Raw genomic sequence first — 23,220 nt, forward strand, 5'->3', positions numbered from 1 at the left:
CACCATGGAATTCGTTAGATTTCATTCACAAAACCGATGGTTTGATGATTTCAGGAGTCAGTATGATTACGCTGTGGGGCAGGAATAACTCCACCAACGTCAAGAAAGTCCTCTGGACGCTGGAAGAGCTGGATTTACCGTTTAACCTGGTGATGGCAGGTTTGCAGTTCGGCGTGAATAAAGACGCCGACTATCTGGCAATGAATCCGAACGGCCTGGTGCCGCTGTTACGTGACGATGAGACGGATTTAACGCTGTGGGAATCCAATGCCATTGTGCGTTATCTGGCGGCGCAGTACGGCCAGAATCGCCTGTGGGTCGACGCCCCCGCGCAACGCGCTCAGGGTGAAAAATGGATGGATTGGGCGAACCAGACGCTTTCTCCTGCCCACCGCGTGATCCTGATGGGGCTGGTAAGAACCGCTGAACCCGACCGCGATTATCCCGCCATTCACGCGGCGCAAGACACCTGCGAAACGCTGTTCGCGATGATGGATGCCGAACTGGCCGACAACCCGTGGTTCTCCGGGGAAAACTTCGGCGTGGGTGATATTGCGGTGGCACCGTTCGTCTGGAACCTGACCCAGATTGGCCTGACCTGGGCACCACGCCCGAATCTTGAGCGCTGGCTGAAACAGCTCAGCGAGCGCCCTGCGTATCAGAACGTGGTGATGATCCCCGTCAGCTAATCACTGTTTAGACGGGCTGACTTTCCAAAGTTGCCCGTCTGATTCATCTGTCAGTACGTATAAATATCCATCTGGCCCGACGCGGACATCGCGGATACGGGAGTCTTTATCGCCCAGAATCCTGCCGTCTTCCGTCACCTTATCGCCGTTCACGCTCAGCACAATCACGTCTTTCTCTTTCAACGCGCCGATAAACAGCTTGTTTTTCCACTGCGGGAATACGTCGCTGTTGTAGAACGCCATCCCGCTGACTGCCGGCGATTTTTTCCAGACAAACAGCGGCGGCTCGGTGCCGTCGTGGTGCTCGCCTGTCGCTTCTGGGATCTTCAGGCCGCTGTAGTTGATGCCGTGTGTCGCCAGCGGCCAGCCGTAATTTTTACCTTTTTCCGGGATATTAATTTCATCGCCGCCGCGCGGGCCGTGTTCATTCAGCCACAGCGTATCGCTCCAGGGATTCATCGCCATCCCCTGCGGATTGCGGATGCCGTAGGACCAGATTTCTGGCCGCGCACCGGCTTTATCGACAAACGGGTTGTCGGCAGGCACTTTACCCTGATCGGTCAGACGCACCACTTTGCCCTGCAGTTTATCCAGATCCTGCGCGGTCGGACGCTGGTTGTTTTCACCCAGTCCGATAAACAGATATCCCTTACCATCAAAGACTAATCGCCCGCCGAAGTGGTTGCCGGTGGACAGTTTTGGCATCTGGCGCAACACCACCTGGAATGCTTCGATGCGCGACAGGTCATCGCTAAGACGGCCATATCCCACCGCCGTGCCCGCTTTACCGTCATTTCCGACTTCGGCGTAGCTCATCCAGATGCGGCGTGATTGTTCAAAATCGGGTGCGAGAACCACGTCGAAAAGCCCACCCTGCCCGCTATCCCACACTTTTGGAATACCCACAATCGGATCGGATAGCCCTTTACCCGCCTGCCAGTGCTTAAGCTGCCCGCCTTTCAGAGTGATCAGCATGCCCTGATTATCGGGCAAAAAGGCCAGCGACCAGGGGTGATCCAGTTTAGTCTGGAGAACATCGACCTTAACCGCTGCGGGAGCCGCTATTACCGACGTGGAAATCAATAAGACAGATATAGAAATAAGCGAGGATCGACGCATAACGCACTCCTTTTTCGACGTATGGCATAAAGACTAGCCAGATCGCACGGGCGCGTTAGCGTTTTTACAAAAGCTTAATCAGAAGGGGGAGTTGCCTCCCCCGTGGCTTAGTGCTGTTGGAGCGGAGTGTGCTCTTTCAGGCACATAATGCAGAGAGTGAGTGTTGTCAGGCAGTTTTCAAGCTTATCTGCGCTAACGGCTACAAACGTTGGGCAATCATGGTGCCCGGTCATCAAACAGACGGCGGCTTTAGAAAGCGCGTCTGCTGCGCGACGCAGAACGAGTTGTTCATTCGCATCATAATGATCCTTCAGGATCGGCGCGTGTTGACGCATGTAGGCGCTCAGTTCAAAACAATTTTCGCGCAGATGGTCGCTTTCGCTGACTGACATATACCCTTTTGCCACCCTTAACTGCAGATAAGCTGCAAGGTCAATTCGGGCATTGATCAGCTTGTTCAGCAGATCGCGTTTCAGTCTGTCAACGGACATGCTATTTCCTCCCTAATCAGCCATTGTGCACAGAAAGCATAAGTTCATTTTTTGTACAGATCACTGCCTGAGATCAATAAATGGCAACTGTTTAACATCTTTTACAATGTTAACACTTTCGTGCTAATGCTTTTTCTGACACAGGGGAAATCATCCCCGCGCTTAGCCTTTGATTCTGGGGTCCAGCGCATCGCGCAGTCCGTCGCCCAGCAGGTTAAACGCCAGCACCGTCAGGAAAATGGCCATGCTCGGGAAGAGCGCGACGTGCGGCGCAATCACCATATCGGCCCTCGCTTCGTTCAGCATCGCGCCCCACTCTGGCGTCGGCGGTTGTGCGCCCAATCCTAAGAACGACAGACTCGCCGCCGAGATAATCGACACGCCGATGCGCATCGTGAAATAGACCACAATGGATGACACGGTGCCGGGCAAAATGTGGTTGAAGAGGATGGTCGCGTCGCTGGCGCCGATGCTTCGCGCCGACTCGATAAACGTCTGCTGCTTGAGCACCAGCGTATTGCCGCGCACCAGACGGGCAAACGCCGGGATGGAAAACACTGCCACGGCAATTATCACGTTTGCCATGCCGTTGCCCATAATCGCCACCACCGCAATCGCCAGCAAAATACCCGGAAAGGCAAACAGCACATCGCAGATGCGCATGATAATGCGATCCCACCAGCCTTCGTAATACCCCGCCAGCAGCCCCAGCACCGTGCCTATCGCTGCGCCAATCAGCACAGCGAAAACACCTGCGGCCAGCGAAATCTGCGCCCCCACCAGCACGCGGCTGAAGATATCGCGTCCCAGCGAATCCACGCCAAACCAGTGCATCATTGACGGGCCGTCGTTCAGGCGGTCGTAGTCAAAATAATTTTCCGCATCAAACGGCGTTATCCAGGGCGCCAGAATCGCCACGACGATCAACAGCAAAACGAACAGCCCTGCGGTCATCGCCACGGGTTGACGGCGAAATCGCCGCCAGAATTCGAGCCACGGCGTGCGGATATGGTCCGGTTTTATCCCCGGCATCGCGTTTAACATGGCCTGACGGCGCCAGTGCAACAATCTCATTTACTTGTACCTGATTGCCGGATTAATGGCGGCGTACAGCATATCCACCACTAAATTGATAAGAATAAACTCCAGTGAAAACAACAGGACTTCCGCCTGAATTACCGGATAGTCGCGCATGTCGACCGAATCGACCAGTAAGCGACCCAGCCCCGGCCAGTTAAACACCTTCTCGACCACAATCGAGCCGCCCAACAAAAAGCCAAACTGCAGGCCCATCATCGTGACCACTGGGATCATCGCATTGCGCAGACCATGCTTGAGGATGACCCACTTTTCACTGACGCCTTTGGCGCGCGCGGTCCGCATATAATCTTCACTCAACACATCCACGAACGAGGCGCGCGTAAAGCGCGCCATCACGGCGGACACCGCAGCACCCAGCGTGATCGACGGCAGAATGTAGTGCTTCCAGGTGTCAGCCCCGACCGTCGGCAACCAGCCCAGCTCCACCGAGAAAATCTGCATCAGCAGCATGCCGAGCGCGAACGCCGGGAATGAAATTCCCGTGACGGCCAGCGCCATGCCGAGTTTATCCGGCCAGCGGTTGCGCCAGACGGCCGCAATAATCCCCGCCGCAAGACCAAATACCATCGCCCACAGCATACTGGCGATGGTGAGCCAAAACGTCGGCATAAAGCGGCTGGCAATTTCTTCGGACACCGGACGACGCGACACCATCGACGTGCCGAAATCGCCCTGTAAAACGTTGGTGATGTAATGCCAGAACTGGACATACAGCGGTTGATCGAGACCCAGCTGCTTGCGCACCATCTCAATGACCGTGGCATCCGCCTCTGGCCCGGCAATTAATCGCGCCGGATCGCCCGGCAGCATATGGACAAACAAAAACACCAGCACCGCCACGATCAGTAGCGTTGGAATCAGCCCCAGCAGGCGTTTAATAACGTAATTCAGCATGCCTTTCCCTCTCATCCCGCAAGCCGTCGCCTGCGGGAATGAGTTCTGTTATTTCAAATCCGCATCGTCAAAGCTAAAGCCCGTATCCGGCATAATGTAGAAACCCGTCAGCGCTTTGTTATGCGCGGAAACCAGTTTTTCCACCACCAACGGGATCCACGGCGACTCTTTCCAGATAGTATCCTGCGCGTCTTTATACAGCCGCGCTTTCTCTTCCGGTTTAGTGGTTTTCAGGGCGTCAGCCAGATCTTTATCCACCTGCGGATTGCTGTAAAACGCGGTGTTAAACAGCGTTGGCGGCCAGTTCTGCGAAGCAAACAGCGGCGACAGCGCCCAGTCTGCTTCGCCCGTTGAGGCTGACCAGCCGGTGTAGAACATTCTCACACCGCTCTCTTTCTGGCTTTTGCCTTCTACTTCTGCGGCACGCTGCCCCGCATCCATCGCGGTTAACTGCGCTTTAATGCCCACCTGTGCCAGCTGCTGTTGGGTGAACTGCAATACTTTCTGCGCGGTACTGTGATTGTGCGACGACCACAGCGTGGTGCTGAAGCCGTTCGGGAATCCGGCCTCTTTTAACAGCTCGCGCGCCTTGGCCGGATCGTACGGCCACGGCTTGAAGGTTTCGGCATATTGAATTGACGGCGGCACAACGCCGGTGGCTGGCGTCGCGTAGCCCGCAAAGGCCACTTTCACCAGCGCCTGACGGTTAATCGCGTAGTTGATCGCCTCACGCACTTTTGGGTTATCAAACGGCTTTTGTGTGACGTTCATGCTGATATAACGCTGCATGATCGACGGGCTGGCGACCAGCTCCAGCTTGCTGTTTTTTTGCAGGATCGCCGCCTGCTCGTAAGGGATCGGGAAGGCAAACTGTGCTTCGCCGGTTTGCAGCATCGCCGCGCGGGTGTTGTTATCCACCACCGGACGCCAGGTGATGGAGTCCAGCTTTGGCAGCCCTTTCTGCCAGTACCCAGCGAATTTCTTCACCTTCACGAAATCGGTTTGGTTCCAGGTGACCAGCTCATACGGGCCAGTTCCGACCGGATGGAAACCAATCTCTTTGCCGTATTTTTTCAGCGCGTCTGGCGAAATCATCGCCGTCGCCGGGTGCGCCAGAATATTGATAAACGCCGAGAACGGCTCTTTTAAGGTAATTTTAACGGTCGTGGGATCGACGGTCTCGGTGCTGGCGATATTCTTGTACAGGTTATAGCGCTTGAGGCTGTTCTCCTTGTTGCTGGCGCGATCCAGGTTCACTTTGACCGCTTCGGCATTGAAGTCTGTCCCGTCCTGGAACTTCACACCGCTGCGCAGTTTGAGGGTGTACACCAGGCCGTCATTGGAGACGGTATAGCTCTCCGCCAGCACGTTTTTCAGCTTCATCTCTTTATCAAGGCCAAACAGTCCCTGATAAAACGACTTCGCCACCGCCTGCGACAGCGTGTCGTTGGCGTCATACGGATCGAGCGTAGTGAAGTTTGATGCCACCGCAACAACCACATCTTTGGCAGCAAAGGCAGGGCTTGCCGCCAGCGCCGCCGTGACACTCGCGGCTAACAGCCATGGTCGAGCAACAAATTTTGTCATTTTATTCTCCTGTTGTTCCCTGTCTGTCAAACGTTATAAACGCGAAAACGCATTGTTCTGACGCGGAGGTGCGACGAAATGGCCGGGGCCAACCTCGCGTAATTCAACCCGTTCCGCGCGCTCACCGCGTTTACGAATATTGCCCGGCATTTCATCCTGGAGCAGTACGCGCTGGCCGTGGCGATGCGCCGGATCGGCGACCGGTACGGCCGCCATCAGCTTACGGGTATAAGGATGCTGCGGATTTTCAAACACCGCGCGACGTGGACCAATTTCAACAATTTGCCCCATGTACATCACCGCCACGCGATGGCTGATGCGCTCCACTACTGCCATATCGTGTGAAATAAACAAAAAGGCGATGCCCAAGTCGCGCTGCAAATCGAGCAGTAAGTTGATGATTTGTGCCCGGATTGAGACGTCCAGCGCAGACACGGACTCATCCGCGATCACCACTTTCGGGTTCAGCGCCAGCGCGCGGGCAATGCAAATTCGTTGCCGCTGACCGCCAGAAAATTCGTGCGGATAACGCCAGGCATGTTCCGGTTTAAGCCCTACGCGTTCCAGCAACCACGACACGCGCCGCTGGGCCTCTTCGCCCTGCAGCAAACCGTGCACCCGCAGCGGCTCCATAATCGAGTACCCCACCGTCTGGCGCGGATCGAGCGACGCATACGGGTCCTGGAAGATAAACTGAATATCACGCCGCAGCGGTTGCAGCTGGCTCGCCGACAGCGTGTCGATGCGCTTGCCGTTAAAGATAATGCTGCCTTCCTGCGACTCAACCAGCCGCAGCAACGCGCGTCCGGTGGTCGATTTGCCGCAGCCCGACTCGCCCACCAGCGCGAGCGTTTCGCCGGGCCACAAATCAAAGCTGACGTTTTCGACCGCATGCACTTCGCGCTTCACGCGGTTCAAAATGCCGCCACGCAGCGGGAAGCGCGTCACTAAATCACGGACCTGTAAAATCGGTTCCCCCGCCACCACCGTATCTTGCTCCGTTTCGGCTTCCTGATGCTGCGACTCGTTCATGGAGATCAGCGGGAAACGACGCGGTAAATCGCTACCGTTCATCGCCCCCAGACGTGGCACTGCCGCCAGCAGCGCTTTGGTATAGGGGTGCTGCGGCGCATGGAAAATCTGCTCGACGCTGCCCGTCTCCACCGCTTCGCCCTGATACATCACCAGCACCCGGTCGGCGATATCCGCCACCACGCCCATATCGTGAGTGATAAAAATCACCCCCATGTCCATATCCTGTTGCAGCACTTTAATGAGCTGCAAAATTTGCGCCTGAATCGTGACGTCCAGCGCCGTGGTCGGTTCATCGGCAATCAGCACCGCCGGACGGCATGACAGCGCCATCGCAATCATCACCCGCTGGCGCATCCCGCCGGAGAGCTGATGCGGATAACGCGAAAGGATCGTCTGCGCCTCCGGGATGCGGACCTGTTCCAGCATGCGTTTGGCTTCTGCCAGTGCATCTTCCCGGTTTAAACCCTGATGTAAGCGGATCGACTCGGCAATTTGCTCGCCCACCGGAAACACCGGATTGAGCGACGTCATCGGTTCCTGGAATATCATCGCCATGTCTGCGCCGCGCACGCTCTGCATTTGCGACTGACTCATGTCCATCAGGCTCACCACTTTCTGGCTGCGCTTGCGCAGCAGCATGCTGTCACACTCGACAGTAGCGCCAGACTGTTCCAGCAAGCGCATGAGCGACAGCGCCGTCACCGATTTACCGGAGCCGGATTCACCAACAATCGCCAGCGTCTCTCCGCGTTTGAGTGAAAACGAGAGTTGCTTTACCGCCGGTACGGGCCGCCGCTCTTCCTGAAACGCGATGTTCAGGTTGTGAACCGCCAGGACCTGCTGGCTGTCCAGATCGTTACGTTGCGGCACCCATAACCCCCTTATTCACGATAAATCCCCGTTGTTGGTGCATCGCCTGCATAACCCCAGGCGCGATACATGCCTTCACTGTTGAACGGCAACGCAACGTTGCCTTCGCGATCGACAGCGATAAGCCCGCCGCTCCCGCCCAGTGCGGGCAATTTTTCCATCACCACGCGCTCGCAGGCCTCAGCGAGACTTAAATTACCGTAATCCATTAGCGCCGCAATATCGTAGGCGGCGAGCGTGCGGATAAACACTTCCCCCGTGCCGGTGCATGAGACCGCCACGTTGGCGTTATTGGCGTAGCATCCCGCGCCAGGTAAAGGGCTGTCCCCTACCCGACCGGGTAATTTATTGGTCATGCCGCCAGTGGACGTCGCCGCCGCCAGGTTGCCCTCTTTATCGAGCGCCACCGCGCCAACTGTCCCCATTTTGGTGCTCTCTTCCAGCGGGGCCGAATGATCCAACTGGGTGATCCCCGCCGTGCGCGCGTCCAGTAATTGCTGATAGCGTTCAGGCGTGGAGAAAATGTCAGGTTGAACCGCTTCCATTCCGTGCTCAGCGGCAAATTTTTCTGCTCCGGCACCAATCAGCAACACATGCGGGCTTTGCTCCATCACCAGACGCGCCGCCAGAATCGGGTTGCGCAGATGGCTAACACCCGCAACGGCCCCTGCTTTTAGCGTGTTGCCGTCCATCACGCAAGCATCCAGTTCATGCGTTTCGTCGCGCGTAAACACCGCGCCAATGCCCGCATTAAACAGCGGACACTCCTCCAGAAGACGCACCGCTTCGGTGACCACGTCCAGCGCGCTGGCTCCCGCTTCCAGCATTTGCTGACCGGTTTCGACAATCGCAGACAGCGCATTGACGTAGCGTTTTTCCTGCTCAGGACTCAGCTTTGATCGGGTAATTGCCCCTGCTCCGCCGTGTATTGCGATAACCGCATTCACCATATCAATCACCCATCAGCGTAAAGGCGCTGCTTTTTCTATAAATATCATTATCGTGGCCGGAGCTTCAGATGATTTTTGAATATAGAAAGACGCAACTGTGATGTAAAGCGTACACCATCAGAGTCATACAGTTAGCGGCACTTTTCTGCCATAATGCCCGCTTTCGTTGCAATCCCGCAGGAGTGACCCATGGATTTTACCGCCGGACTGATGCCGCTTGAGACGGCACTCACGCAGATGCTCGACCGGATTTCGCCGCTGAAAGAGCACGAAACGCTACCTTTACTGCGCTGTTTTGGTCGCGTGACGGCGAGCGATATCGTCTCTCCGCTGAACGTGCCGGGATTTGATAACTCCGCGATGGACGGTTATGCGGTGCGTCTTGCAGACATTCAGGCGGGAAATGCATTGCCGGTCGCCGGAAAAGCCTTCGCGGGCCAGCCTTTCCAGGGCGAATGGCCGCAGGGAACCTGTATTCGCATTATGACGGGTGCCCCGGTGCCAGCGGGTTGCGACGCGGTGGTGATGCAAGAAGAGACCGAGCAAACCGACGACGGCGTGCGTTTTACCGCCAGCGTTAAACCGAACCAGAACATCCGCCGCGCCGGAGAAGATATCACGCTGGGCGCGGCTGTGTTTGCCGCCGGGAAACCGCTGACGGTCGCTGAACTGCCGGTGCTGGCGTCGCTGGGTATTGCGGAAATCGACGTGGTGCGCAAAGTGCGCGTTGCCCTGTTCTCGACGGGCGATGAGCTGCAGTTGCCGGGTCAGCCGCTGAAAGAGGGGCAAATTTATGACACCAACCGTCTGGCCGTACATCTGATGCTTGAACAGCTGGGCTGCGAGGTCATTAACCTCGGCATTATTCCTGACAATCCGGAAAAACTGCGCGCCGCATTTATCGAAGCGGACACATCCGCAGATGTGGTGATAAGTTCTGGCGGCGTATCCGTTGGCGAAGCGGATTATACCAAAACCATGCTCGATGAGCTGGGTGAAATCGGCTTCTGGAAACTGGCGATTAAACCCGGAAAACCGTTCGCTTTCGGTAAACTTGAACACAGCTGGTTCTGCGGCCTGCCGGGTAATCCGGTGTCGGCGGCGCTGACGTTTTATCAGCTGGTGCAGCCGCTGCTGGCGAAATTGTCCGGGAATACGGCGCAGGATCTGCCTGTGCGTCAACGCGTGCGGGCCGCTACGCGCCTGAAGAAATCACCGGGGCGTCTTGATTTCCAGCGCGGGATTTTGGCGCGAAACGCCGTGGGCGATTTGGAAGTGAGCACCACCGGCCATCAGGGTTCACATATTTTCAGCTCCTTCAGCCAGGGCAACTGCTTTATCGTCCTTGAGCGCGAGCGCGGGAACGTCGACGCGGGCGAATGGGTTGAGGTCGAAGCCTTTAACCACCTGTTCGGAGGCTGAGCATGACGGTTGAACTGAGCGACCAGGAGATGCTGCGCTACAACCGCCAGATCGTCCTGCGTGGTTTTGATTTTGACGGTCAGGAAGCGCTCAAAGCCGCCCGCGTGTTAGTGGTTGGTTTGGGTGGTTTGGGCTGTGCGGCGGCGCAATATCTGTCCGCAGCGGGCGTCGGGCACATGACGTTGCTGGATTTCGACACCGTGTCGGTATCCAATTTGCAGCGCCAGACGCTACACAGCGATGCAACGATTGGCGAGCCAAAAGTCGCCTCCGCGCACGCCGCACTGGCGCGTATTAATCCTCACGTTCAGTTCACGTTGATTGACGCGTTGCTCGATGACACCGCGCTGTACGCGCACATCGCGCATCACGACCTGGTGCTTGATTGCACCGATAACGTCACTATTCGCAATCAGCTCAACGCGGGCTGTTTTACCCATAAAACTCCGCTGGTTTCCGGCGCGGCGATTCGTATGGAGGGCCAGATCAGCGTATTTACTTACGCCGACGGCGAGCCGTGCTATCGCTGTCTGAGCCGTCTGTTTGGCGAGAATGCGCTGACCTGCGTCGAGGCGGGCGTGATGGCTCCGCTGGTCGGCGTGATCGGGTCATTGCAGGCGATGGAAGCAATTAAAGTACTGACGCATTACGGAACACCAGCGGCGGGGAAAATCGTGATGTACGACGCGATGACCTGTCAGTTCCGCGAGATGAAACTGATGCGCCATCCGGGATGCGAGGTGTGCGGAGGGTAACAGCAACGCGGATTGTTGTTGTGTGTGCCTGTTTCCCCTCACCCTACCCCTCTCCCGGAGGGAGAGGGAACTGTTCGCTGCCCTATTTTCTCCGCTGACACCTTTCTCCCCCTCCCCGTGGAAGAGGGAACTGTTCGCTGCCCTATTTTTTTCTGCTGGCATCTTTCTCCCCCTCCCCGTGGAAGAGGGAACTGTTCGCTGCCCTATTTTCTCCGCTGACACCTTTCTCCCTCTCCCCGTGGGAGGGGAAACTGTCCGATGCCCTATTTTCTCTGCTGACACCTTTCTCCCTCTCCCCGTGGGAGGGGAAACTGTCCGATGCCCTATTTTTTTCTGCTGGCATCTTTCTCCCCCTCCCCGTGGAAGAGGGAACTGTTCGCTGCCCTATTTTCTCTGCTGACACCTTTCTCCCTCTCCCCGTGGGAGAGGGAATTGCCACTGCCCTATTCTCTCCGCTGGCACCTTTCTCCCTCTCCCTGTGGGAGAGGGTCGGGGTGAGGGCATCAGGCAGCACAATCAAATAGACGTCCGGCCAAACGCGCTCTGCCAGTCCTGCTCAAACTTCGCCACAGCCGCATCCACCGCGGGAGCGCTAATAAACTGCTGCGCCACATCCAACGGCAAAGTGATGGCCTCGCAGCCCGCCAGCAAACAGTCCAGTGCCTGACGCGGCGTTTTAAAACTCGCGGCCAGCACTTTTGCGTGCGGGGCATGCAGCGTCAGCAGTTGCTGTAATTCCACCACCGTTTGAATACCGTCACCGCCCTGTGCATCCAGGCGGTTCACATACGGCGCAACATATTCCGCACCCGCCAGCGCCGACAGCATGCCCTGCGTAGCGCCGTACACCGCCGTGCCCAGCGTTGGGATCCCTTCGGCTTTCAGCATTTTAATGGCGGCCAGCCCTTCTGCCGTGACGGGCACTTTGACCACCAGATCGTTAATGATGGCGCGTAATTTTCTCGCATCTTCGACCATCGCTTCCGCCGAGGTTGCCATCACCTGCGCGAACAACTGGCCTTTTCCCCCCAGCGCGTCATGCAGCTCCGGCAACAGCACGTCCAGCGGCTTTTTACCCGCCGCCACAATACTGGGGTTAGTGGTTACACCCGCCAGCGGGAAAATACGCGCCAGTTTTTTGACTGCGGCAACGTCGGAAGTATCGAGATAAAGTTCCATGATCAAACCCTCAAAATTAGCCTGCCATAACACTACCACGTAAAAACCCGCCGCAGAGTTGATGTACATCAAAATAACTTTCATTCGAAAGTTATTTAATCTTCATACGCAATAAGAGGCGATATTATGATTTTCAATATTCAGCGCTACTCGACTCATGACGGCCCCGGTATTCGTACCGTGGTGTTCCTGAAAGGCTGCTCACTAAGCTGCCGCTGGTGTCAAAACCCTGAGAGCCGCTCTCGTACCCGAGACGTCCTGTTTGATGCCCGCCAGTGCCTGGAAGGCTGTGACCTTTGCCAGCAGGCGGCGCCAGGGATTATCGAGCGTGCGCTGAATGGACTGATTATTCATCGCGAAAAACTCGACGACGCAACGCTCAACGCCCTCACCGATTGTTGCCCTACGCAAGCGATGACCGTCTGCGGTGAGGATCAACAGGTCGCCGATATTATGGCCACCGTACTGCGCGATAAACCTTTTTACGATCGCAGCGGCGGCGGTCTCACGCTCTCCGGCGGCGAACCGTTTATGAACCCGGATCTGGCCCTCTCGCTGTTCAAAGCCAGCCATGGACAAGGCATACATACCGCCGTCGAAACCTGTCTGCATGTCCCGTGGCACGCTATTGAGCCCTCGCTGCCGTATGTTGATCTGTTTCTCGCCGACCTAAAACATGTCGATGGTGAGGTGTTTAAACAATGGGCTGGCGGCTCGGCTAAGCGCGTTCTGGAAAACCTGAAACGTCTTGCGGCAGCGGGCAAAAAAATCACGATTCGCGTCCCGCTGATTCCCGGTTTTAACGCAGATGAAGCGTCCATCAAAGCCATTACCCGTTTTGCTGCGGATGAACTCAACGTCCGCGAGATCCATTTTCTGCCCTACCACACCCTTGGCATGAACAAATATACCCTGCTCGGCCAACCCTACTCTGCCCCTGATAAACCGCTCGATAACCCAGCGTTACTGGACTTTGCCCTGGCGTGTGCTGGCCAGAATGGGTTAACCGCGACCTTACGAGGATAATGTTATGACACAGCTGAATCTGAACACCCTGACCGATCGTATTAAGGCGCATAAAACCGCTCTGGTGCATATCGTTAAGCCGCCCGTTTGTACCGAACGCGCGCAGCATTACACCGAAATGTACCAGCAGCACATGGACAAACCTATCCCGGTACGTCGCGCGCTGGCGCTGGCGCATCATCTGGCGAAGCGCACCATCTGGATCAAACACGACGAGCTAATCATCGGCAACCAGGCAAGCGAAGTCCGCGCCGCGCCGATTTTTCCGGAATATACCGTGTCGTGGATTGAAAAAGAGATCGACGACCTGGCCGACCGTCCGGGCGCGGGCTTTGCCGTTAGCGAAGAGAATAAACGCATTCTGCATGATATTTGCCCGTGGTGGCGCGGCCAGACGGTGCAGGATCGCTGCTACGGCATGTTTACTGACGAGCAAAAAGGGCTTCTGGAAACCGGGATTATCAAAGCCGAAGGCAATATGACCTCTGGCGACGCCCATCTGGCGGTGAATTTCCCGCTGCTGCTGGAAAAAGGCCTCGACGGGATGCGTGCCAAAGTGGCCGAGCGCCGTACTCGCATTAACCTGACCGTACTGGACGATTTGCACGGCGATCAGTTCCTGAAAGCGATTGATATCGTGCTGGACGCCGTGAGCCTGCATATCCAACGTTTTGCCAGCCTGGCGCGTGAAATGGCGAGCAACGAGATCCGCGAAAGTCGTCGCGACGAGCTGCTGGCGATAGCGGAAAACTGCGATGTGATTGCCCATCAGCCGCCAAAAACCTTCTGGCAGGCGCTGCAGCTGTGCTATTTCATCCAGCTGATTCTGCAAATTGAATCCAACGGTCACTCCGTCTCCTTCGCCCGTATGGACCAGTATCTGTATCCGTTCTACCGCCGTGACGTTGAGTTGGATCAGTCGCTCAACCGCGAACACGCGATTGAAATGCTGCACAGCTGCTGGCTGAAATTGCTGGAAGTGAACAAAATTCGTTCCGGCTCGCACTCAAAAGCGTCGGCGGGCAGTCCGCTGTATCAGAACGTCACCATTGGCGGACAGAAGCTGGTCAATGGCGAAGCGATGGACGCGGTGAACCCGCTCTCTTACGCGATTCTGGAATCCTGCGGTCGCCTGCGTTCTACCCAGCCAAACCTCAGCGTGCGTTACCACGCCGGTATGAGCAATGATTTCCTCGACGCCTGCGTGCAGGTGATCCGCTGCGGCTTTGGCATGCCCGCGTTTAACAATGATGAAATTGTGATTTCCGAATTCATCAAGCTCGGCGTCGAAAAAGAAGATGCTTACGACTATGCGGCGATCGGGTGTATCGAAACCGCCGTGGGCGGCAAATGGGGATATCGCTGTACCGGTATGAGCTTTATCAACTTCGCCCGCGTGATGCTGGCGGCGATGGAAGGCGGTCGCGATGCCACCAGCGGCAAGGTTTTCCTGCCGCAGGATAAAGCGCTTTCCGCCGGTAACTTCGATAATTTCGAACAAGTGATGGAATCCTGGGATAACCAGATTCGCTACTACACGCGTAAATCCATCGAGATTGAATACGTGGTGGACACCATGCTGGAAGAAAACGTCCACGATATTCTCTGCTCTGCGCTGGTGGACGACTGCATTGAGCGCGCGAAAAGTATTAAAGAAGGCGGCGCGAAATACGACTGGGTGTCGGGTTTGCAGGTCGGTATCGCCAACCTTGGGAACAGCCTGGCTGCGGTGAAGAAGCTGGTCTTTGAACAGGGCACGATCGGTCAGCAGCAGCTGGCAGCCGCGCTGGCGGATGATTACGAAGGGCTGACGCATGAGCAGTTGCGCCAGCGTCTTATTAACGGCGCACCGAAATACGGCAACGATGACGACAGCGTTGATTTGCTGCTGGCCCGCGCCTACCAGACCTATATCGAAGAGCTGAAGCAGTACCACAACCCGCGCTACGGCCGTGGTCCGATTGGCGGTAACTATTACGCGGGTACGTCGTCTATTTCGGCAAACGTGCCGTTTGGTGCGGCGACGATGGCAACGCCGGATGGACGTAAAGCGCATACCCCGCTGGCGGAAGGCGCAAGCCCGGCGTCGGGCACCGATCATCTCGGTCCGACCGCGGTTATCGGTTCCGTGGGTAAACTGCCGACGGAAGCGATTCTGGGTGGCGTGCTGTTAAATCAGAAGCTCAATCCGGCAACGCTTGAGAACGATTCGGACCGTCAGAAGCTGATGATCCTGCTGCGCACTTTCTTCGAGGTGCATAAAGGCTGGCATATTCAGTACAACATTGTGTCGCGTGAAACGCTGCTGGAAGCGAAACGGCATCCGGATCAGTATCGTGACCTGGTGGTGCGCGTAGCGGGTTATTCGGCGTTCTTTACCGCGCTGTCGCCGGACGCACAGGACGATATCATCGCCCGTACGGAGCATACGCTCTAACCTTTGCGGTCTGATGCCCTCACCCCGCCCCTCTCCCACAGGAGAGGGAGCACACACTAAAAACGGCAACTGGGGTTGCCGTTTTGCTTTACCTCCTCTGCTGTCTGATGTCCTCACCCCAACCCTCTCCCACGGGAGAGGGAGCGAACACTAAAAACGGCAACTTGGTTGTCGTTTTTAGTTTTTGGTTTCGAATGAAATAGATTTGTGGTTCGGGTCACATTGTTATTAGAATGTTTCTTGGTCGCAGTAATATTCTGGAGAACAATGTATGACCGTTAAAGTTATCGTCACCGATATGGACGGAACTTTCCTTGATGATGCCAAGCAGTACGATCGTGAACGCTTTCAGGCACAATTCGAGCAGCTTAAGGCACGTGATATTGAATTTGTTGTCGCCAGCGGTAACCAGTATTACCAGCTCATCTCGTTCTTCCCGGAACTGAAAGAACACATTTCTTTCGTCGCTGAAAACGGCGCGCTGGTGTTTGATCACGGCGAGCAGATTTTCCACGGCGAACTGACCCGCCACGAATCACAAATCGTGATCGGCGAATTGCTCAAAGATAAACAGCTGAATTTCGTCGCCTGTGGATTAGAGAGCGCATACGTGAGCAATAACGCGCCCGATGAGTTTGTAGCGCTGATGTCAAAACACTATCACCGTTTAAAGCGTATCAGTGATTATCAGGACATTGACGACGTCCTGTTCAAGTTCTCACTTAACCTGCCGGATAGCGATATCCCGGATCTCATCGACCAACTGCATGTGTCGCTGGACGGCATCATGAAGCCCGTCACCAGCGGTTTTGGCTTTGTCGATCTGATTATCCCTGGCCTGCATAAAGCCAATGGCATCAGCCGCCTGCTCAAACGCTGGGGCATTTCCCCGCAGGAGTGCGTAGGTATTGGTGACAGTGGTAATGACGCCGAAATGCTCAAGCTGGTGAAATATTCGTTTGCGATGGGTAATGCAGCGGAAAGCATTAAATCCATTAGCCGTTTTCGTGCTGACGATAACAATCATCAGGGCGCGCTGAATGTCATCCAGGCCGTGCTCGACAATACCGACCCTTTCAACGCGTAATCCCCTTCTGGCCGGGGCTAAGCTCCGGCACATCACTCTTTTTCGATCCTGCGGCATACGTCAATTTTTTAAACTTGCATTAACTAATTTTTAACTTAAAGTATCATTTGTAGATAACTTTACTTTCGAATGAAAGATGCGAGGCGGTTATGACGTTAACGTTTACCAGTGAAATTTTGCCTGCGGACCCTAAAGCCGCGATTCGCCAGATGAAACGCGAGTTACGCGCGCAGATCGGTGACGTTCAGGCGGTTTTCGACCGGCTGAGTGATAAAATTGCGACTCGTGTGGCGGAAATTAATGAACTGAAAAGCAAAGGGGAATCCGTCTGGCCGGTCATCCCTTTTGAAGATGTGAAGAACGGTCAGATAACGGCTGCGCAGCGTGAAGCGGTAAAACGTCGGGGTTGTGCGGTCATCAAATGTCATTTCCCGCGCGAGCAAGCGCTGGCGTGGGATAATTCAATGCTCGACTATCTCGATCTCAACCAGTTCGACGAGGTCTACAAAGGGCCAGGCGATAACTTCTTTGGCTCCTTAACCGCATCGCGTCCGGAAATTTATCCGATTTACTGGTCGCAGGCGCAAATGCAGGCGCGTCAGAGCGAACAAATGGCGCAGGTGCAATCGTTCCTGAATCGTTTGTGGACGTTCGAGAGCAACGGAAAACAGTGGTTTAACCCGGATGTCAGCGTGATTTATCCGGATCGCATCCGCCGCCGCCCGCCAGGAACAACGTCCAAAGGTTTAGGCGCACATACTGATTCCGGGGCGCTGGAACGCTGGCTGCTTCCGGCTTATCAGCAGGTCTTTGCGCGGGTGTTTGACGGGAATCTCGATCAATACGATCCATGGAATGCTGCGCATCGCACGGAAGTGGAAGAGTACACCGTGGATAACACCACCAAGTGCTCCGTGTTCCGCACCTTCCAGGGCTGGACGGCGCTGTCAGATATGATCCCAGACCAGGGATTGCTGCACGTCGTGCCGATCCCGGAGGCGATGGCGTACATTCTGTTGCGTCCGCTGCTCGACGACGTGCCGGAAGACGAGCTTTGCGGCGTGGCACCTGGCCGCGTACTGCCGATTTCCGAGAAGTGGCATCCGCTGTTGATCGAGGCGTTAACCAGCATTCCGGCACTGGAAGCGGGTGATTCGGTGTGGTGGCATTGCGATGTGATTCACTCCGTCGCCCCCGTGGAGAATCAGCAAGGCTGGGGCAACGTGATGTACATCCCTGCCGCGCCGATGTGCGAGAAAAATCTCGCCTACGCGAAAAAAGTCAAAGCGGCGCTGGAAACGGGCGCATCGCCGGGCGATTTCCCGCGCGAAGATTACGAAAAAACCTGGCAGGACCGCTTTACCGTGAGCGACCTGAATATCCACGGCAAGCGCGCGCTCGGCATGGTCTAAGCGTCGTAAAGCCCTTCCCGCTCCACGGCGGTGCGTCGTTTTCCCTGACGTATCCGCCGTACTGATTCCCGCACCGTCAGCGTTCCGTTTAGCAACAACGTTCCCACCGGCGCGTCCGGGCGCATCAGACGCTGCTGGAGCATATGCACCGCTTCCGTACCCAGCTCATCGCGCGGAACATGCACCGCCGTTAACGGAACATCCTGAATCGCTGCCAGATTAAAACCGTCGATGCTCATCACCGAGACATCCTGCGGCACCCGCAGACCATGCTTTTGTAACGCGCTAATGGTGCCCGCCGCCATGAAATCGCCCCCCACCAGAAACGCCGTTGGCAGGTTTTTGGCCGGCGTTCGGCTGAGCCATTCGCTGACCTGCTGTTCCGTTTCTGTAGCGCTGAAGCTGGGCACCACCAGCAGATCGCGTTTATCGTTAAATTTCAGATTGTGCGTCTGCCAGCTATCACGGATGCCCGCCAGACGCAGCTCCATGGTATACCGGCGCAGGCACAGTACATTCATGATCTCCCGATGACCCATTTCGAACAGGTACTCCGCGGCCCGTTCACCAATGGCGCGGTGATCGGGGGCGACGGCAGGCAAGCGCATCCGACTGTCACGACAGTTAATGAGCATGCAGGGCTTGGCAATATCAACGGCCAGATCGTGAATATGGGGATCGTCAATGCCCAGTAATATAGCGGCCTGGGTGTCCGTTTCATTCATACGAGCGAGAAAGAGCTGCGCGTCGCTGTCGTTCTCCTCCAGCGCACAGTAGCGAAGCCTGACTTCATGAGAGGCGAGCCCTTTGCTCACACTCTGGATCACGCGGTAGTAAAAGATGTCGGACCGCTCGTCAAATGCACGCTGCGGCGCGAAGACCACCAGGCTATTCAGCAGCAACCGCCCCGCAGCCATGCCATCCATGACGCCCAGTTCCCGCGCACATTCCAGCACTTTCTGGCGGGCTTTTTCGCTGGTGTTGGCCTTCCCAGCCAAAACACGAGAAACCGTGCTGATCGAGAGCTGCGTACGGGCGGCAATTTCGGCGATTTTTAGCCTTTTATCCATTTTGTGATCTCGCTCCATTTGCTAAATGCAAAAATTTTCATAGTGTGGAATTCGCATAAAAACAGGCTTACATGGCATCTTGCCAAAATATTAATGCCACTTATGAGAAAGCTTGCACAAAATCCACTATTGCCTGCTCATTTTCTGCCATAAGGTGAACTTGTCACACAACTTCCATACTAGTTGTATATCAACTTGAAGCGAAAAACAGATAACTTTCAACGTCATAATAATCTGTGTGACAACCGAAACGTACCTTCCCCCTACCGTCCGTCTTGTGGAGAGAGAAAATGAGTCAGGACATTAATACACCGGTTGTGGCAAGCAAAACCCGCCGCGTCATCAAAAACCTGCGCTGGTATGTACTGGTGCTGTTTTTGCTGGGCGTCACCGTTAACTACATTACCCGTAACTCCCTGGGCATTTTGGCACCCGAGCTGAAAGCGACGATGGGGATTACCACCGAGCAATACTCCTGGATTGTCGGCGCGTTTCAGATTGCCTATACCATTTTCCAGCCCTTATGCGGCTGGCTGATCGACGTGATTGGCCTGAAAATTGGCTTTATGGTTTGCGCCGGGATCTGGGCATTAATGTGTATTTTCCACGCTGGTGCGGGCAGTTGGGTGCACCTGGCTATCCTGCGCTTCTTCATGGGGGCATCGGAAGCCGCCGCTACGCCTGCAAACGCCAAAACCATTGGCGAATGGTTCCCAAAATCTGAGCGTCCGATTGCTGCCGGTTGGGCAGGCGTAGGCTTCTCGATCGGTGCGATGCTGGCACCGCCCATTATTTACTTTGCTCACGCGTCATTCGGCTGGCAAGGTGCGTTCATGTTTACCGGCGTGCTGGCTCTGCTGTGGGTGATTTTGTGGTGGGCGTTCTACCACAACCCGGAACAGCACCCGAATCTGGGCAAAGACGAGCTGGCGTTCATCAAACAGGATAACGAGCCACCAGCCGTTAAGCTGCCGTTCCTGACCGCACTCAAAACCGTGTCCAAAAATAAGCGTTTCTACGGTATCGCTATTCCCGCTTTCATGGCTGAACCGGCCTGGGCCGTGCTGAGCTTCTGGGTTCCGCTGTATCTTGCCAAAGAACACGGCATGGACCTGAAACAGATCGCGATGTTTGCCTGGCTGCCGTTCCTGGCCGCCGATCTCGGCAGCGTGGTCAGCGGATATCTTACCCGTCTTTATACCCGTCTTTTCGGCTGCTCGCGTGTTAACTCCGTGGTGGCCAGCTCTGTGACCGGCGCGTTCTTGATGATTTCTCTGGCTGCGGTTGCTATCACCCGCGACCCGTATATCACGATTGCGCTTATCTCTATCGGCGGGTTCGGTCATCAGATCATCTCCTGCATGCTCAGCGCCCTGGTGGTGGAATCGTTCGACAAAGGTCAGATGGCGACCGTCAACGGCATGCGCGGCTCGGCGGCCTGGATCGCCAGCTTCCTGTTCTCACTGTTAATCGGCGTCACCGCCGACAAAATCGGCTTTAACCCGCTGTTCATTGCCATGGGTTTCTTTGACCTTGTTGGCGCATTTTTCCTGGTCGCATTTATTGCTGAACGTCGCGCTAAGCGCGCCTGATACTGGATGTATTGCATATGAAAACGTTGAAAAACTGGACGCTGGCGAAGCAGTCAGCGAATCATCTGGAACTGCTGGTTGATTCTCAACATCACCTGAATCTGTATGTGCTGGAAGAGAATCTGTTCCGCGTGCTGATTAAGCGCAAAGGCGAGCTGGCGCTGGAGAAAACCTGGAGCATTGCGCCAGAACAGGACGTTCCGTGGGAAGGTCGGCATCGAGAAGATCTCAGCGGATTTAGCTGCCCGACGTGGACGCTCACGCAGCAGGGCGACGCGCTGGTAATTGCCACCCAACAGCTGCGCGTCACCGTGCATCAGCCGCTGTGGCTGGAGTGGCATTATCGCAATGACGCGGGTGAATGGCAGGCGCTGGTGAATGACCGCCCGACAAGTGCTTATCTGCTGAACGCTCACGGCGACGGCGCGGCCCACTACCTGAGCCGTCGTAAAGATGAGCGCTTTTATGGCCTGGGTGAGAAAGCCGGTGATTTGCAGCGCAACGGTAAACGCTATGAGATGCGCAATCTGGATGCGATGGGGTACAACGCCGTCAGCACCGATCCGCTGTACAAGCATATTCCGTTTACCATCGCCCGCCGCGATGACGTGAGCTACGGCGTGTTTTACGACAACCTGAGCAGCTGCTGGCTGGATCTGGGCAACGAAATCGACAATTACCACACCGCCTATCGCCGCTGGCAGGCCGAAGCGGGTGATATTGATTACTACATTTTTACCGGCAAACGCGTGCTGGACGTCACCAAAGCCTTCGTGCGCTTGACCGGGAAAACGCTTTTTGGCCCGAAATGGAGCCTGGGCTACAGCGGTTCGACCATGCACTACACCGACGCACCCGACGCGCAAAATCAGCTGATGAACTTCATCCGCCTGTGCGAAGAACACGCGATCCCGTGCGACTCGTTCCAGCTGTCGTCCGGGTATACCTCGATAAACGGCAAGCGCTACGTCTTTAACTGGAACTATGACAAAGTGCCGCAGCCCAAAGTGATGACTCAGGCGTTCCACGACGCGGGTCTCAAACTTGCGGCAAACATCAAACCGTGCCTGCTACAGGATCACCCGCGCTACAGCGAAGTGGCGGAAAAAGGCCTGTTTATCCGCGACTCAGAAACCGATGCGCCAGAACGCTCAAGCTTCTGGGACGACGAAGGCTCGCACCTCGACTTTACGAACCCACAAACGGTCGAGTGGTGGCAGAACGGTGTCACGACTCAAATCCTGGAAATGGGGATCGATTCCACCTGGAATGATAACAACGAGTTTGAAGTCTGGGATGGTGAGGCGCGCTGTCACGGCTTCGGTCAGGAAATTGCGATCAAGCACATTCGCCCGGTGATGCCGCTGCTGATGATGCGCGCGTCGATAGAAGCGCAACAGAAATTTGCACCAGAAAAACGGCCGTATTTGATTTCGCGTTCAGGCTGCGCCGGGATGCAGCGCTACGTCCAGACCTGGAGCGGCGATAACCGGACCAACTGGGAGACGCTGCGCTATAACACCCGTATGGGTCTGGGCATGAGCCTGTCCGGCTTGTTTAACGTCGGCCACGATGTGGGCGGTTTCTCAGGCGATAAACCTGATGCCGAGCTGTTTGTGCGCTGGGTACAGAACGGCGTGATGCATCCACGCTTCACCATTCACTCGTGGAATGACGATCAGACGGTAAATGAGCCGTGGATGTATCCGGGCGTGACGCCGGCCATTCGCGGTGCCATCGAGCTGCGCTATCGGCTGCTGCCATATTTATACACCCTGCTCTGGCAGGCTCATGCTGACGACGAGCCGATGCTGCGCCCAACGTTTCTCGATCACGAGCATGATGCGCAGACGTTCGAAGAGTGTGACGACTTCCTGCTGGGCCGCGATGTGCTTGTCGCGAGCGTCGTCGAAGCGGGACAACGTGAGCGCCGCCTCTGGCTGCCAGACAACGAAACTGGCTGGTATGATTTTTACACCCACGAATGGTTCTCCGGCGGTCAGTGGATTACCCGCGATGCGCCTCTGGAAAAACTGCCATTGCTGGTGCGCGCCGGGGCGGGTCTACCGCTGAGTGAACGCATTACGCATGTGTCAGCTGAAAAAGATGATATGCGCGAGCTGAAATTGTTCCCGCTGAAAGGCGTGGGGACGACGTCTGGCCTGCTGTTTGAAGACGACGGCGAAAGCTGGGGTTATCAAAAGGGCAACGCGTTGTGGCTGAACTGGGAAATGGTGTGTGAAGGGTCAACGATTGATCTGAAGGTGGAAGCGTGCGGTGATTATCGTCCGGCGTGGAATACGCTGAACGTGTCGTTACCGGTAGGCGAGAAACGTAAGCTGCTGGTGAATGGCGTTGAAGGGAGTGAGTGGGTGTTATAAAGCGGTCTGATGCCCTAACCCTCTCCCACGGGGAGAGGGAAAAGGACACGTTGATTTCCCTCGTATTTCTCGCTGCAGTATGGCGACAAACCTGCAAATCCCCGGAATCTTACATAAGTCAGT

General features: G+C 55.8%; 18 protein-coding genes. 9 read left to right on the top strand and 9 right to left on the bottom strand.

Features of this window, described 5'->3' with window-relative positions:
* Window positions 1–62: 62 nt before the first annotated feature.
* Entirely contained in the window at window positions 63–689 is a 627-nt protein-coding gene (locus AC07RN_RS03155; RefSeq protein WP_478335547.1) for a glutathione S-transferase family protein, read from the top strand.
* On the opposite strand, the gene AC07RN_RS03160 is transcribed toward AC07RN_RS03155, so the two are convergent.
* The 7 genes from AC07RN_RS03160 to iaaA all read right to left on the bottom strand — a co-directional run bounded on the left by AC07RN_RS03160 (window position 690) and on the right by iaaA (window position 8,736).
* Window positions 690–1,808 carry a PQQ-dependent sugar dehydrogenase gene (locus AC07RN_RS03160; protein WP_478335548.1) on the bottom strand — a complete coding sequence of 373 codons (1,119 nt, stop codon included), beginning with the start codon at window positions 1,806–1,808 and terminating at the stop codon, window positions 690–692. It abuts the gene before it with no gap.
* Window positions 1,809–1,915: 107 nt separating this feature from the next.
* Window positions 1,916–2,299, bottom strand: coding sequence for a biofilm formation regulator BssR (bssR, locus tag AC07RN_RS03165; protein WP_012016727.1), 384 nt, complete (start codon window positions 2,297–2,299; stop codon window positions 1,916–1,918).
* A 162-nt stretch (window positions 2,300–2,461) separates the two neighbouring features.
* The gene (gene gsiD, locus AC07RN_RS03170) at window positions 2,462–3,373 is read right to left on the bottom strand and encodes a glutathione ABC transporter permease GsiD (protein WP_012016726.1); all 912 of its coding nucleotides are present in this window, start codon (window positions 3,371–3,373) and stop codon (window positions 2,462–2,464) included.
* Window positions 3,374–4,294, bottom strand: coding sequence for a glutathione ABC transporter permease GsiC (gene gsiC / locus AC07RN_RS03175; RefSeq protein ID WP_478335549.1), 921 nt, complete (start codon window positions 4,292–4,294; stop codon window positions 3,374–3,376). It lies immediately after the preceding gene.
* 48 nt (window positions 4,295–4,342) lie between these two features.
* Window positions 4,343–5,881, bottom strand: a complete 1,539-nt coding sequence (gene gsiB, locus AC07RN_RS03180) for a glutathione ABC transporter substrate-binding protein GsiB (RefSeq protein ID WP_478335550.1) — start codon at window positions 5,879–5,881, stop codon at window positions 4,343–4,345.
* A 33-nt stretch (window positions 5,882–5,914) separates the two neighbouring features.
* Window positions 5,915–7,786 carry a glutathione ABC transporter ATP-binding protein GsiA gene (gene gsiA, locus AC07RN_RS03185; protein ID WP_478335551.1) on the bottom strand — a complete coding sequence of 624 codons (1,872 nt, stop codon included), beginning with the start codon at window positions 7,784–7,786 and terminating at the stop codon, window positions 5,915–5,917.
* 11 nt (window positions 7,787–7,797) lie between these two features.
* Entirely contained in the window at window positions 7,798–8,736 is a 939-nt protein-coding gene (iaaA, locus tag AC07RN_RS03190) for a beta-aspartyl-peptidase (protein WP_012016722.1), read from the bottom strand.
* A gap of 189 nt (window positions 8,737–8,925) precedes the next feature.
* On the opposite strand from iaaA, the gene moeA reads away from it, so the two are divergent.
* Window positions 8,926–10,158, top strand: coding sequence for a molybdopterin molybdotransferase MoeA (gene moeA, locus AC07RN_RS03195; RefSeq protein ID WP_478335552.1), 1,233 nt, complete (start codon window positions 8,926–8,928; stop codon window positions 10,156–10,158).
* A gap of 2 nt (window positions 10,159–10,160) precedes the next feature.
* Complete coding sequence (gene moeB / locus AC07RN_RS03200) at window positions 10,161–10,913, top strand: molybdopterin-synthase adenylyltransferase MoeB (RefSeq protein ID WP_478335553.1); 753 nt, start codon at window positions 10,161–10,163, stop codon at window positions 10,911–10,913.
* A gap of 516 nt (window positions 10,914–11,429) precedes the next feature.
* Here moeB and fsa read toward each other — a convergent pair.
* Window positions 11,430–12,092 carry a fructose-6-phosphate aldolase gene (gene fsa / locus AC07RN_RS03205; protein ID WP_478335554.1) on the bottom strand — a complete coding sequence of 221 codons (663 nt, stop codon included), beginning with the start codon at window positions 12,090–12,092 and terminating at the stop codon, window positions 11,430–11,432.
* A 126-nt stretch (window positions 12,093–12,218) separates the two neighbouring features.
* Here fsa and AC07RN_RS03210 point away from each other — a divergent pair, with 126 nt between their 5' ends.
* The 4 genes from AC07RN_RS03210 (at window position 12,219) to AC07RN_RS03225 (ending at window position 18,054) form a co-directional block, all read left to right on the top strand.
* Window positions 12,219–13,118, top strand: coding sequence for a glycyl-radical enzyme activating protein (locus AC07RN_RS03210; protein WP_478335555.1), 900 nt, complete (start codon window positions 12,219–12,221; stop codon window positions 13,116–13,118).
* Between the two features lie 4 nt (window positions 13,119–13,122).
* A complete protein-coding gene (locus AC07RN_RS03215) occupies window positions 13,123–15,555 on the top strand; it encodes a formate C-acetyltransferase/glycerol dehydratase family glycyl radical enzyme (RefSeq protein ID WP_478335556.1) in 2,433 nt (810 codons plus the stop codon).
* Between the two features lie 271 nt (window positions 15,556–15,826).
* Window positions 15,827–16,642, top strand: a complete 816-nt coding sequence (locus AC07RN_RS03220) for a Cof-type HAD-IIB family hydrolase (RefSeq protein ID WP_235135162.1) — start codon at window positions 15,827–15,829, stop codon at window positions 16,640–16,642.
* A 149-nt stretch (window positions 16,643–16,791) separates the two neighbouring features.
* The gene (locus AC07RN_RS03225; RefSeq protein WP_478335557.1) at window positions 16,792–18,054 is read left to right on the top strand and encodes a DUF1479 domain-containing protein; all 1,263 of its coding nucleotides are present in this window, start codon (window positions 16,792–16,794) and stop codon (window positions 18,052–18,054) included.
* On the opposite strand, the gene AC07RN_RS03230 is transcribed toward AC07RN_RS03225, so the two are convergent.
* Window positions 18,051–19,124 (bottom strand): LacI family DNA-binding transcriptional regulator, encoded by a 1,074-nt coding sequence (locus AC07RN_RS03230; protein WP_235135160.1) that lies wholly within the window; start codon window positions 19,122–19,124, stop codon window positions 18,051–18,053. The genes AC07RN_RS03225 and AC07RN_RS03230 overlap by 4 nt on opposite strands.
* Before the next feature lie 290 nt (window positions 19,125–19,414).
* On the opposite strand from AC07RN_RS03230, the gene AC07RN_RS03235 reads away from it, so the two are divergent.
* Together AC07RN_RS03235 and AC07RN_RS03240 are read left to right on the top strand one after the other, a co-directional pair.
* A complete protein-coding gene (locus AC07RN_RS03235; protein ID WP_012016713.1) occupies window positions 19,415–20,716 on the top strand; it encodes an MFS transporter in 1,302 nt (433 codons plus the stop codon).
* Window positions 20,717–20,733: 17 nt separating this feature from the next.
* Window positions 20,734–23,097, top strand: coding sequence for a glycoside hydrolase family 31 protein (locus AC07RN_RS03240; RefSeq protein WP_478335558.1), 2,364 nt, complete (start codon window positions 20,734–20,736; stop codon window positions 23,095–23,097).
* Window positions 23,098–23,220 lie beyond the last annotated feature (123 nt).

It is taken from the genome of Lelliottia sp. GFLA7 (assembly GCF_056490165.1).